This is a genomic window from Microbacterium sp. NPDC090007 (genome assembly GCF_044748345.1).
Lineage (GTDB): Bacteria > Actinomycetota > Actinomycetes > Actinomycetales > Microbacteriaceae > Microbacterium.
Map to the genome: position 1 here is coordinate 40,295 of NZ_JBIVFV010000005.1, position 12,998 is coordinate 53,292.

7 protein-coding genes are annotated in these 12,998 nt (G+C 70.0%); 3 read left to right on the plus strand and 4 right to left on the minus strand.

Going from position 1 to position 12,998, the window contains the following annotated elements; genetic code table 11:
• Positions 1–82 precede the first annotated feature (82 nt).
• Positions 83–1,537: an amino acid permease gene (locus tag ACIPVB_RS14960; RefSeq protein WP_400369938.1), complete on the minus strand. Its 1,455-nt coding sequence runs from the start codon at positions 1,535–1,537 to the stop codon at positions 83–85.
• A 290-nt stretch (positions 1,538–1,827) separates the two neighbouring features.
• On the opposite strand from ACIPVB_RS14960, the gene ACIPVB_RS14965 reads away from it, so the two are divergent.
• Positions 1,828–3,006 carry a trans-sulfuration enzyme family protein gene (locus ACIPVB_RS14965; RefSeq protein ID WP_400369939.1) on the plus strand — a complete coding sequence of 393 codons (1,179 nt, stop codon included), beginning with the start codon at positions 1,828–1,830 and terminating at the stop codon, positions 3,004–3,006.
• A 74-nt stretch (positions 3,007–3,080) separates the two neighbouring features.
• Here ACIPVB_RS14965 and ACIPVB_RS14970 read toward each other — a convergent pair whose 3' ends face one another.
• Both ACIPVB_RS14970 and ACIPVB_RS14975 read right to left on the minus strand, forming a co-directional pair.
• Positions 3,081–3,890, minus strand: coding sequence for a Cof-type HAD-IIB family hydrolase (locus ACIPVB_RS14970; RefSeq protein WP_400369941.1), 810 nt, complete (start codon positions 3,888–3,890; stop codon positions 3,081–3,083).
• A 584-nt stretch (positions 3,891–4,474) separates the two neighbouring features.
• Positions 4,475–6,067: a DUF222 domain-containing protein gene (locus tag ACIPVB_RS14975; RefSeq protein ID WP_400369942.1), complete on the minus strand. Its 1,593-nt coding sequence runs from the start codon at positions 6,065–6,067 to the stop codon at positions 4,475–4,477.
• 659 nt (positions 6,068–6,726) lie between these two features.
• Between ACIPVB_RS14975 and ACIPVB_RS14980 the strand changes: the two genes are divergently transcribed.
• Positions 6,727–7,347 (plus strand): histidine phosphatase family protein, encoded by a 621-nt coding sequence (locus ACIPVB_RS14980; RefSeq protein WP_400369943.1) that lies wholly within the window; start codon positions 6,727–6,729, stop codon positions 7,345–7,347.
• A 379-nt stretch (positions 7,348–7,726) separates the two neighbouring features.
• Here the strand turns inward: ACIPVB_RS14980 and ACIPVB_RS14985 are convergent, their stop codons facing one another.
• Positions 7,727–12,268 (minus strand): hypothetical protein, encoded by a 4,542-nt coding sequence (locus tag ACIPVB_RS14985; RefSeq protein WP_400369944.1) that lies wholly within the window; start codon positions 12,266–12,268, stop codon positions 7,727–7,729.
• A gap of 213 nt (positions 12,269–12,481) precedes the next feature.
• On the opposite strand from ACIPVB_RS14985, the gene ACIPVB_RS14990 reads away from it, so the two are divergent.
• Entirely contained in the window at positions 12,482–12,913 is a 432-nt protein-coding gene (locus ACIPVB_RS14990) for a MarR family winged helix-turn-helix transcriptional regulator (protein WP_400369946.1), read from the plus strand.
• The last annotated feature ends 85 nt before the right edge of the window (positions 12,914–12,998 follow it).

Consider the following 12,998-nt stretch of genomic DNA (forward strand, 5'->3'; position numbering starts at 1 on the left):
TGACGCTAACGCGGGCGCGGGGTGGGCGGCATCCACCGATCTGGCGCTCTCGAGGAGCTCGACTGGCCGCGGCGTACACCCGTCAGTCGAGGGGCGCCTCTTCGTCGCGGCGTATCGGGGTGATCCCCTTGCGGCCGTAGCGGAGCCAGAAGAACAGGTAGCACAGGCCCACGAAGGGGATGCCGAAATACAGCGCCGGCGCCTGGTTGGGGTCGAACGCGATCGCCACGATCGACGCCGTCAGCAGCACGAACGCCAGAATCGGCACCAGGGGGTACAAGGGCGTCCGGAACGCCAGGTCGGCGGGGTCTCCCCCGTCACGGAGGAACGCCCGTCGGTGGAAGAACTGCGCCGCCACGATCGACATCCACACCGCGACCGCGGCGAATCCGGCGATCGACACGAGCACGAGGTAGACCGTCTCGGCGGCGATGACGCTCGAGATCAGCGACACCAGTCCGATCGCCAGACTCACCAGCAGCGCGACCAGGGGGATGCCGCGGCGTGTGAGCCGGGTGAACGCTCGCGGTGCGTACCCCTCTTCGGCGAGCGAGAACAGCATGCGCGCGCACGAGTAGAGGCCGCTGTTGCCCACCGAGAGCAGGGCGGTGATGACGACGAAGTTCATGATGTCGGCGGCGTAGGGCACGCCGACGTATTCGAAGACGTCGACGAACGGGCTCGACGACAGTCCGGCCTGCTCGGACGGCAGGAGCGCGGCGATCACGACGATCGAGCCGACGAACAGCACCAGCAGCCGCAGCACCGTCGAGCGCAGGGCGCGCGGGATGTTGCGGGCAGGATCCTTCGTCTCGCCCGCGGCCACGCCGACCAGTTCCGCGCCGCTGAAGGCGTAGAACACCGCCAGCGAGGTGATGAGCACCCCGCCCAGGCCCGCCGGAAGCAGTCCGTCCGAGGTGACGAAGTTGCTCAGCCCCACCGCCGCGTGCGGTTCGGACGACAGCGGGGTGAAACCGAAGATCGCCATGGTGCCGAGCACGATGAGCGCCACGATCGCGACGACCTTGATGAGGGCGAACCAGAACTCGGTCTCACCGAAGACTCGCGCCGAGATCGCATTGAGGGTGAAGAGCACTCCGGCGAAGACGAGGCACCACACCCAGACGTCGACGGCGGGGAACCATCTCTGCATCAGGATCCCGGATGCCGTGAACTCCGACCCGAGCGCGACCACCCAGCAGAGCCAGTACAACCACGCCGTGGCGAAACCGGTCGCCGGACCCATCGTGCGGGCGGCGTAGATGTGGATCGATCCCGAGACGGGGTAGACGACGGCGAGCTCGCCGAGGCATACCATGACCAGCCAGACGACGAACGCACCGAGCAGGTAGGCGAGAACCGCTCCCAGCGGCCCGGCCTGGTTGATCGTGTACCCGGAGCTGAGGAACAGTCCCGATCCGATGACGCCACCCAGGGCGATCATCACCAGGTGTCGCGCTTCCATGGCCCGGCGCAGACGGCGGGGGCCCCCACCGGTCGTGGGGACGTCGACGGGCGACTCGGTGGGACGACTCATGGGGGATCTCGCAATCGTGAGGGAGCCCGGAGCCGTGCAGGCGTCCGGGCGACGCAGGTCACAGTAGTTGATGGGGGCGGGTGCGGTGCGCTCGCTACGCTGGACGGATGGGGGTGAAGCGGTCGTTCGCCCGGGGTGACAGGCCGGCGCCCCACCCTCCGGGCGAGAGGAGTGCACGATGACGGCGATGGACGACGTGCAGGCGACCGAGGGCCCTCTCTCGGGTCCGCCTGTCGCGGGGGGGTGCCGATCGTGCGGGCGCCGGTGGCGCCGATCGACCGGATCGGACGGTGGAGCGCAGCCTGGGCGAGTCGAGTCTCGCGGTGCACGGCGGGATCGAGCTCGACAGTACGCGCGCGCTGAAGACGCCCCTGGTCATGGCCAACTCGTTCGCCCTGCCGGACGATCCCCGCGCGATCAGCTGGTCGGCCACCGCGCCGAACCTGTACACGCGGAATTCCGGGGTCAATCAGCTCGCCCTGGAGCGCAAGCTCGCCGCGCTCGAGCACGGGGAGGATGCCGTCGCCCTCGCATCGGGTGTTGCGGCGTTGCACGCGGTGTTCTTCACGCACGTGCGCACCGGCGATCACGTCATCGTGAGCGATGTCGTGTACGAGGCCACCTGGCGGTTGTGGAGCGAGCTCCTGCCCCGGCGGTACGGCATCCATGCGACTTTCGTCGACATCACGGACGCCGATGCCGTGCGCGCGGCCTTGCGTCCCGAGACGGTGCTCGTGTGCGTGGAGGCGATCGCCAACCCGACGACGAAGGTCGCCGACATCGCGCTCCTCGCCGAGATCGCCCACGCGGGCGGCGCGGTGCTGATGGTGGATTCGACGTTCACGCCCCCGCCGTTCTATCGTCCGCTCGATGACGGGGCCGACCTCGTCGTGCACTCGTTGACCAAGTACATCAACGGTCACGGCGACGCGATGGGCGGGGCGGTGATCGGGCGGACGGAATTGATCGAGCCCATCAAGGCCGACGCGATGGTCGACGTCGGCGGGATCGTCTCGCCCTTCAACGCGTGGCTGATCCAGCGCGGGTCGGTGACGCTCCCCCTGCGGCTGCGTCAGCATCTGTCGACGGCGCAGCGGGTGGCGGAGCACCTCGAGGCGGATCCGCGGGTGGCTTTCGTCGCGTATCCCGGGCTTGCGTCGCATCCGCAGCACGAGCTCGCCGCTCGTCAGTTCGGCGGGCGGGGCTTCGGAGGAATGATGGCGTTCGCCGTCGAGGGCGATCCGGACGCGCAGAATCGCTTCGTCGCGCAGTTGCGCCTGATCACGTCGGGCTTCTCGCTCGGCCACGACGACAGCCTGATCGTGCACACCGCGGCCGACGGTCCTCGCACGGCGAGCTATCCGGAGCCGTTCCGTCGCTACGGGCACCTGCGCTTGTCGGTGGGGCTGGAGGATGCCGAGGACCTTCTCGCCGATCTGTCAGCGGCGCTCGACGCGGCGGGGCTGTAGGCCGCGGTCGTCCGGTTCCCGTGCGTCCCGGGTGAGCTCGGGGCGTGTCCGGGGTGCGCTCGCCGTGCGTCGATTCAGCCGGCCGGGAAGAGCTGCGCCAGAGTGCGGGGGACCCCCTCGTCGAGATTGGACGGAGCGCGGTGGCGTGCGCGAGCGATGACCTCGGGATGGGCGTTGTGCATCGCGTAGGACCAGTGCGCGGCATCCATCATCTCGAGATCGTTGAGGTAGTCGCCGAACGCGGCGGTCTGCGCAGGAGCGACCTGCAGCGCCCGCTGCAGGGAGCGCAGGGCGGTGCCCTTGTCGACACCGGGGTTCATGATGTCGACCCAGTGTCGCGCCGACACGACCACGCGGTGGGTTGCGGCGATGTCGTCGAGGGCGCGGCCGACGCTGTCTTCGGCGAGCGCATAGTCGTAGATCGCGATCTTCAGCACGTCGTCGTCGACGGCGAGCAGGTCGTCGACCGTCTCGAGAGCCGCGTAGTAGGTGGCTGCATGGGCGGTGAAGTCCGCGTCGGTGCGTTCGATGTACGCGGAGCGCTTTCCGCACAGCACGACGCCGAGGTCGTAACCGCTCGCGACGAGAGCGCGCAGGTGTCGAATCGCACGTTCGGCGACGTCGCGGTCGATGACCGCGGAGGCGATCTCGGCACCCTCATGGACGACGTAGGCACCGTTCTCGGCGATGAAGGTCATCGCGCCGGCGGCATCTCCGAAGGCCTGCCGGAGCGTGGCCATCTGACGTCCCGACGCGGGCACGAAGGCCACGTCCCGCTCGGCGAGGCGCGGCAGCACATCCCAGAGGGATGCCGGAATGTTGCCGTCGCCGTCGAGGAGCGTGCCGTCCATGTCGACGGCGACGAGGCGGATGTCGTGGGCCATGCGTCCATCCTTTCAGGCGGGGCACGGACGGGACGAGCGCGGTGCGGGACGCCTCGAGAGCGGTACGGGACGCATGGAGGGCGGGACGAGCGACCTGAACGGGACAAGAGGCGGGGCCGCACCGCACCAGAGCCAGACGAGGGCACACCGGGACGAGCGACCTGAACGGGACGAGAGGCGAGGCCGCACCGCACCAGAGCCAGACGAGGGCACACCGGGACGAGCGACCTGAACGGGACAAGAGGCGAGGCCGCACCGCACCAGAGCCAGACGAGGGCACACCGGGACGAGCGACCTGAACGGGACAAGAGGCGAGGCCGCACCGCACCAGAGCCAGACGAGGGCACAACGGGACGAGCGACCTGAACGGGACGAGAGGCGGACCGGGACCGGACGGGTCTGAGCGGGAGCGACCGAATGGACTCGAATGCGCGCGGGCAGATCCATCGACACGCGACATCTCGTCCGCGAACCGGACATTCCGTGCTCGCGTCCCGCGGCCGGACACGCGGGGCGCCGCTGACCGCCACGTGAACGGAGTGAACGAGACCCTCGGTGCGTGGGCACCACGGCCGCGGGCGTGGTCAGAACGGGATGGACCCCGGATCGGGTGGCGGAGGCTCCTCGGGAAGGAACCTCACCGCCGGCGAGTACGGCAGCGGTTCGTCGGCGTAGATCCGGCCCGACGGCGACGTCCACTCGAGCACACCGCCGGACAGCTGTCGGACACCCCAGCGGGTGAACTGCTTCTGAGAATGATGCCTTTGGCAGAGGTGCCCCAGGTTGGCTACCTCGGTTCTTCCGCCCCGCGCCCATTCGTGCGTGTGATCGACCTCGCACCGGATCGCGGGAACCGCGCACCCGGGCCATCTGCACCGTCGATCCCGGGCTCGGAGGTGACGATCGATCGCCGCGGTGCGGTGATACGTATCGGTCGACAGCACCTCGCCGGTGACCGGATGGGTGAGGATCCGATCCCACGGCACGGCGGTGACGTCTGCCAGCCTGCGTGCGGTGTCGATGTCGATCGGTCCGTGACCCACGAGTTCGGCGGGGTCGAGGTTCTCGTCACCCGGGCGGAGCACCGACAGAGCCGGCACCACCACCTGCACCCGCGCGCGAATCGCGCCGAGTGCGCCCGGCCCGTCATCGGGCCTGGTCGGATCTGCCGATGGCGACGTCGTCAGCAGCATGTCAGCCAGTAAGTCGGCGCGCACCTGGTCGGTGGTGCGTTCGTCCGCGGCGACGATCGCGCCCGTACCCACGCTCGCGCCCGCATCAACGTCCCCGCCCTCACCGGCACGGGCACCCGCACCCCCACCCGCACCGACACCGACACTGGCACTGGCACTGGCACTGGCACTGGCACTGGCACTGGCACCGCCACCGCCACCGCCACCGCCACCGGCACCGGCACTCATGCCCGCACCCGCACCGCCACCCGCATCCGCACCGGCACCGGCACCGGCACTCATGCCCGCACCCGCACCCGAGCGACACCCGGCATCCGCATCCGAGAATCCCCGCGCATCGATCAGAGCCCTGCTCTGCTGGGTCAGGCGGTCGTAGATCCCGACGGCGAGAACCGTCGGCAGGGTCGCGATGAGGTCGGACATCCCGTCGACGCCCGTCACGATGCGGACGCACCGCGTCTCACGGCCGCGCTGATGCCGTTCGGTGAGCGTCGTCGGCTGCAATTCCTCGGCGACGGCCGCCAGACGACTGCGCAGGCGGCCGGGACTCAGCTGGGCACCCAACGCCGCGGCGACCGCGTCGTACTCTGTCCGGCGCTCGACAGGAAGAGTGCTCGCGACATCGACGATGGCGCGCACGTGAGCGCGTGTGAACGCGCCCGCACCCCACGCGTCGAGTGTCGCCGGCAGGTCGTCGACGATCTGCAACGCCCGGCCGATGTGGGCTTGCACCGTGCGATCGGACAGGCGCTGAGCCGCCGCGAGTTCCGATGCGATCTCGCGCATCGCCATGTCGGAGGCACGCTTCGACGCCCTGTCGCCGGTGACCGCGTCGAGGCCGAACTGACCGAGAGCGGCGTAGGCGCGGGTACGCCATGCCTCGGCGGCGGCGAAAGCCGCATCCGCCGCGAGGGCATCCGCGACGAGCGCCTGGCGGGTGCGGGGTCCGCTGGACGGAGGTGGCGGGGACGTCTCGATCGACATGTGTGCATGCTAGGTCGAACCTCCGACATTGCCCCGGTCATGGAGAGATTTCCGTGGACAGGAACCCCGACGGAAGATCTGAGGAGGAGGGGCACGGTCGGACGGCTTCGCACCCCGGCACGGTACGACCCCGCCGAACCTATGAATCACGAAAGTGTCACGGCCTCCTCTTCCGCTCCGTTACCTCACCGTTATAGAGTGTGATCACGGTAGTTGTTTTGCTGTGGCAGCTACCGACATGTGATTGCAGGACACTCTGGTGCAGGAAAGGGCCGGTCGGGAATCTCCCGACCGGCCCTTCGTTCGTCAGCCGGAAGCCTGCCGCACCCGAAACATCCCGAGCGTCGCGCACGAGCCCGCCGGCTCGGAGGCCACGGCGCCCTGGGGCGGCATGCGCCGCCGGCCCGACGACCCACGGCATCCTGAGTCGCCGGGCACCCGAAGTGAGCGGGACGCCCCGCAGCCCAGGACCCCCTGCCGCCCGGGACAACACGCAGCCCGGGACGACACGCAGCCCAGCCCACCCCGCAGCCCGGAATCCCCTGCCGCCGGGGACGCCCCGAAGCCCGGCACACCCCGCAGCCCCCGCACACCCCGCAGCTCCGAACGCCACCGAGCCCCCGGATGCCGACACGGCCACGACGCGGAAGGATGAACCCGTGACGGACACAGACCTGACAGAGCCCGACGGCCGCATCGTTCTGGTGCGACATGGCGAGACGGAGTGGAGCCGCACCGGACGCCACACCGGCCTCACCGACATCCCCCTGACCGAGACCGGCGCCTACAAGGCCGAACTGGCCGGGACCCTGCTCGCAACCCGACGTTTCGACCTCGTGCTGACGAGCCCGCTCCAGCGCGCCGTCGAGACCGCCGCACGGGCCGGCCACCCCGAGGCCCGGGCCGAACCGCGCCTGGTCGAGTGGGATTACGGCGCCTACGAGGGGCTGACGACACCGCAGATCGTCGAACGACTGGGCCGTCCGTGGACGATCTGGCAGGCCGGTGCGCCCGCGGGCGCCACCCCCGGCGAGTCGATCGCGCAGGTCACCGCACGCGCCTCATCGTTGCTCGATGAGCTCCGCCCGCGCGTGCGCGCCGGCGAACAGGTCCTGTTGTTCTCGCACGCGCATTTCCTGCGCGCTCTCGCGGGCACCTGGCTCGGCCTGACCGCCGAGGGCGGACGCTACTTCGTCCTCGGCACATCGGCGGTCAGCGAACTGGGCTTCGAACACGGCTCCGAGGTCATCACGCAGTGGAACCACGTTCGCGGCCGCTGACGCGGACCCCGGATGCCGCCCTCGACCGACCCGCGAAAATTCATCACAGAAATATAACGGCGCCTCTTCCCCTCCGTTATCTCACCGTTATAGAGTGCTCGCACGGTAACTGTTTTGCTGTGGCAGCTACCGACATGTGATTGCAGGACACTCTTGGTGCAGGGACAAGGGCCGGTCGGAAGCCTCTCCGACCGGCCCTTACTCTTCGACCTCCTGTGATCCGGGATGCCGACACCCCGTTCCCGCGGACCGAACCGGGACTCCGCCACCCGTTCCCGCGGACCGGGACTCCGCCACCCACCCGAACCCGAGGGGCCGGACAGGCGGCGGAGCCTGAGGTCATGTCATCGCGGACGACGCGGACGTGGCGCGGGCACGCTCACCCGCGGCGAGCGCGTCGCCGCAGCATCGCGATCCCCAGACCGACGCTGAGCAGAAGCCCCGCACCCATCGCCCACGGCAGGAGATCGGCGGCATCCCGACCGGTGACCGCGAGGGGGGTCCGTCCGGCGGAATCCGAAGAGCCGCCCCCCGCCCCGGTGTCCGCGGCCGCCCCGCCGGACGGCCCGGAGTCACCGGCAGCGGGCTGCCCCGATCCCGGCTGACCGGTCCCCGGCGCACCCGGCTGACCCGATCCCGGCTCACCCGTCCCGGGCCCACCCGGCTCACCCGCACCCGGCTCACCCGTCCCGGGCCCACCCGGCTCACCCGCACCCGGCTCACCCGTCCCGGGCCCACCCGGCTCACCCGCACCCGGCTGACCCGGCTCGTCGGTGACCGCGAGCGCGGTGAAGAGCGCGACCCGCGAGTGATCGACGGCACCGTAGGGGTCGGTCGACCGCACGTACCAGCCGCGCTCGCCCTCGTCCGGCACCGACCACGTCGCCGAGAGGATCGTGCCGCTGGCGACGTCGCTGAACGCGGCGATCTCGGTGGTCCCGAGGACCTCCGCGCTGAACGCGTCCGTCCCGAGCGTCCGCTCCCGCGGCTCGATACCCAGCTGGTCGTAGGTGAGCTCGAATTCCTGCTGCGCGTAGGGGTCCTCGGCCGGTCCGAGCAGGCTCGGCTCATCCGAGTTGTAGCGGTCCAACGAGGGCGAGTACGTCCGCACCATCATGCGCTCACCCTCGTTGTCGAAGTGCAGCAGACGCAGGTAGCCCAACCCGCCTTCCGGCAGACCCTGGTAGTCGAAGAGCATCGAGTACACCGTGCGGTCGTCGACCCCGTCGCCGTCGTCGTCGAACGCGTCGGTGCGCAGGAACGCGTCGTGGTAGTGCCCCGACATGACCATGCGCACGTTCGGGTTGGGGGCGACGACCTCGTCGAGCACGCGCTGCGGGATCGCACCCAGGCCACCCGTCGTCAGGATGAACTCGTGCTGCGCGACGACCGCCACGCGGTCGGGATAGCGCTTCAGCACGTCGTTCATCCAGGCGATCGACGCGTCGTCGGGCAACCATCCGGTGTACAGCATGAGGAAGTCGATCCCGCCCGCCGACACCAGGTCGTAGTGGCCGCGGTTGTCCTCGTAGCTCCCGCCGTACCAGGGATTGCCCGCGAACCGCTCCTCACCGAAGTACGTGCCGTAGTTCGTGTAGTCCTCGACGTCGTGACCGACGTCGTGGTTGCCGGCCAGCACCCCGTACGGCAGACCCGCGTCGTCGAGACGGTCGTACTGCGCCGACGCACGGTCCCACTGCGGGATCACGTCGTAGTCGTCGACGATGTCGCCGGTGTGGAAGACGTACTGCAGATTGAGGTCGTCGCGACGATCGAGGAAGTACGAGTGGATCGCCTCCTGGTGCTTGTACGGCTCCCCCGCCATCTCATTCTCGTTGTAGTACTGCGTGTCGGACTCCCACCCGAGGGTGAAGTCGTACTCCGAACGCGGCACATCGTCGACGTTGTGGGGCTCGACCACGCTGTCCCGTGTGCTGCGGTCCGGCGCGGCGAACCCCTCGGAGTGCTGAACGAGCATGCGCACCTCCCCGTCGATACGGTGGTCGTCGACCGACACCACACCGTCGAGGGTGAACGCCTCGGCATCGGCGGTCGCCACGTGGCGATCCACCTCGTCCCATCCCGACCCGTCGGGACGCTGGACCGAGAGCACCACCGTCGCTCCGGCGTTCGCACGCCCCGACCAGGTCGAGCGCACGTCGGCGCCCGCATCGGCGGCATCCACGTCCACCCCGAACAGCTGGTACGGGAAGGCCTCCGAACTCGAGACGTCCGCGGTGAGGCCGTCGACGGCTGCGAGGTCCTCGACCTGCTCACGGGAGAGGGTGCGCGCTTCGGCGCGATCGATCGCGGCGGCGTCGGCGACCACGCCCGACCGGACCGCGACGTCGCCGTCGGCGAGATCGAGGCGACGGCCCTCCAGGAACGCCACGTCGAGGGCATCGCCCTGCGGGTCCTCGACCTTCGCCTGCAGGGTCACCTCACCGGCATCCACCTCTGCGCCGTCGGCGGGCGAGAGCAGACCCGCGGCCGGCTGCTCCGCGTACGTCTCGAACGTCGCCGTCCAGGTCGTGGCGTTGCCCACCACGTCCGTCGATGTGACCTCGAACGTGTGGTCGCCGGCATCCAGCACCAATGACGACGTGGTGAACGGCAGGGTGATCTCTCGACCGTCGAGGCGCGCCACCGTCGAGGCGACACCCGACCCCGCGTCGGTCGCCTCCGCGTCGAGAGCGACCTCGCCGCGGTACGCGGTGCCGTCGATCACGCGGGACGTGACGACGGGGGCGGTGTTGTCGACGCGCACCGTGGCCGACGCCGTCTCGTCGCCGTCCCCGGCCGTGATCACGGCATCGCCGTCGGCACGCGCGGCGGTGTCCCACGTGTACGCCACGGCGGAGTAGGCGTCTTCGGGCACGTCGAAGCGGGCGTCGAAGAAATCGAGCTTGCCGGCGCTGTCGCCCATGCGCAGCACGGCGGCCGGGTCGTCGTATCCCGCGGGGGTGAGCGTGCGACCGTCGGGCAGCACCAGACGCATCCCCCGGATCTCGAAGTCGTCGTTGTTCTCGTCGGCGTCGATCTCGGGCGCCTTCTTGCTGCCCGCCCAGACGCTGACCGTGAGGTCACCGCCGCGATCGAGGTACTCCAGCGGCACGGGGGTGGCGATGGTCTCCCACCCCTCGGTGCCCTTGTCGAAGATCGTGAGGACGTCGTCGCCGATGCGCACGCCGTTCTTGAAGTAGTAGTTGACGTTGGTCGTCTCGAACACGAACGTCGGGCGCCCCTCGAGGCTCGGGGTCGTCGGTACCGCGGCTCCGTCGATCGACAGGGTCAACGGGCTCGGATACGCGTCACCGGATGCCACGACCTCGGTCGCACCGCGCACGAACGCCCCGTCGGCGAGGTTCAGGCGCACCGGCGCGTCCGAGACGCCCGCCACCGCGACACGGCGCTCCGGGGTCGTGACCGCGTTCACGCCGTCCGAGGCCGTGACGCGGTAGGCGTACCAGCGCTTGCCGGTGAGGTCGACGGCCTTCACGGTGTGCCGGAAGGTTCCGTCTCCCCCGTCCGAGAGCGGGATGCGCAGAGGGTCGGCGTCCACGTCGTTGCGCAGCTCGAGCGTCGCCGTGCGCACCTGCACGTCGTCGGCGAGGGTGAGGTCGATGACGAAATCGGCGTCCGGGGCGATCTCGGCGGCCGTGCGATCGGTCACCGTGGGTGCGGTGGTGTCGACCGGCACGACGACGGGCGCATCGGCGACCTGGTCGCCCTGGACCGCGCCGGGCGTCGCGGGAGCGAGGTCGAGCAGCCGCTGACGGGCCCGGTCCTCGGTGGCGGTGAAGCGGATGCCCTTATCCGCCTGCGTGTCGTCGCGCCCGTCCAGGTTGTAGAACGCGCTGCTCACGGCGTGGCCGGTGTTCGTGGAGATCTGGACGCCGCGGGGGCTGCCGTTGGCCATCCCGGCCGACGAGATCTCGACGAGCGAAGCGCCGGCGACCAGCGCGGTACCGAACTGACGGTTGAAGTCCGCGGCGGTGAGCGCGTCGTTCGCGCCGTTCTTGATCCAGAAGACGAGGGTGCTGCGTCCGGGGATGACGACGTCGCTCGGAACGGCCGGCCACCGGCTCACGGTGCCCTCGACGGGGTAGAGGTAGTCGATGACGTAGTCCGAGAAGTCGATCGGCTGGTCGGTGGCGTTGAACACCTCGATGAACTCGTAGCCGTCGGAGCCGCCCACGTTGGTGGAGTCGGGGAGCAGCTCGGTGACCTGCAGCGGCGCCCCGGCCGGGACGGGACCCGCCGGCGGCGTCACCGTCGCGCTGGGACTCGGGGTCGCGCTCGGGGTGGGCGATGCTCCGCCGGGTCGGACGACGGCCTCGGGCTGCACGGTGCCGGGCGACGGGGCGGCGTTCACTCCGAGGACGTCGAGGCGAGCGACGCCGGGGTCGGCGGCGAGGGCGAAGTGCGTCGCCAGATCGACGCCGAAAGCACCGGCGGGGGCGTGCGACCACGACGACATCTCCCCGCCGACGAGGACGCGGATGCCGCGGTTGCCGCCGTTGGCGAGACCCGGCTGACCCGTGAGCCGGACGACCTGGACGTCGTCGGCGACCTGGTGGAACGCGCGGAACTCCTCCACCGTCCGGGTCGAGGTGTCGACCGACCCCGAGGTGTAGCTCACCCACAGCAGCGCCGTCTCGTGCGCGTCCAGCACCAGGGGCTCGAGCGTGAGCGGGACGTCGCGCGAGCGGTCGGCGGAGTCGTCGTACGAGTACGCAAAGGTGATCCCGGATGCCGCCAGGTCGATCGCGGCATCCGTGACGTTGTGGATCTCGACGTACTCGAAGTTGTCGGCACCCGTGTTGTCGGCGACGATCTCGGTCACGACGACCGATGCAGCGCCCGCGGCGGCGTGCGCCAGGGGAACGGCCAGGGTCGGGACGACCCCGGCGACCAGCACGGTCGCCAGGGTTGCGGAAAGGGCACGGGAATGCCGTGGGCGCATGGGGGAGCCACCTTCATCTGGGGGGATGCTCCGACCATAGAAACCCCGCAGGAGACGCACGTGAACGCCCGGACCCGATCAGGTGACCGGCAGGTGACGCGGCACGCAACCCGCGTGTGATACCCGTGCGCGGGGCACGTCGACCCCGACCGGCTCTATGGTTTAGGGATGACCGATCGACGCCTCGCCGTGCAGGCCTGGGAGAACCTCTTCCGCGCGCAGCACGAGGTGTTCGAGGACATCCGCTCGGACTTCGACGGCACCGAACTGACCCAGGCGGAGTACGACGTTCTGCTCACGGTCACGAGGGCGCCGGACATGACCGCACGCTTGCGCGACGTCACGGGCAATATGCTCATCAGCCAGCCCAGCGTCTCGCGCCTGGTCGAGAAGATGGTCACCCGCGGCCTGCTCACCAAGTGCGCCGATCCCGAGGACGGCCGCGGATCGCTCGTGACGGCGACCGAGAACGGTGCCGTCGTGTTCCGTCGGATCGCCGCGGCGCACGGTCGCTCGATCGCGCAGCGCATGGCCCGACTCGACAACGACGAGCTAGCGCAGCTGCACGCTCTGACGGCGAAGCTGCGCGGCGACGCCTGACCCGTCGCCCGGCATGCGGGGCTCCCGCGGCGACGCTGCGCGGTAACGCCCCACCCATCGCCCGACATGCGCGGCTCCCGCGGCG

Coding starts and splice junctions, on each gene's coding strand:
- ACIPVB_RS14960 (WP_400369938.1), bottom strand. CDS start 1,537: ATGAGTCGTCCCACCGAGTCGCCCGTCGACGTCCCCACGACCGGTGGG.
- ACIPVB_RS14970 (WP_400369941.1), bottom strand. CDS start 3,890: ATGGCCCACGACATCCGCCTCGTCGCCGTCGACATGGACGGCACGCTC.
- ACIPVB_RS14975 (WP_400369942.1), bottom strand. CDS start 6,067: ATGTCGATCGAGACGTCCCCGCCACCTCCGTCCAGCGGACCCCGCACC.
- ACIPVB_RS14990 (WP_400369946.1), top strand. CDS start 12,482: ATGACCGATCGACGCCTCGCCGTGCAGGCCTGGGAGAACCTCTTCCGC.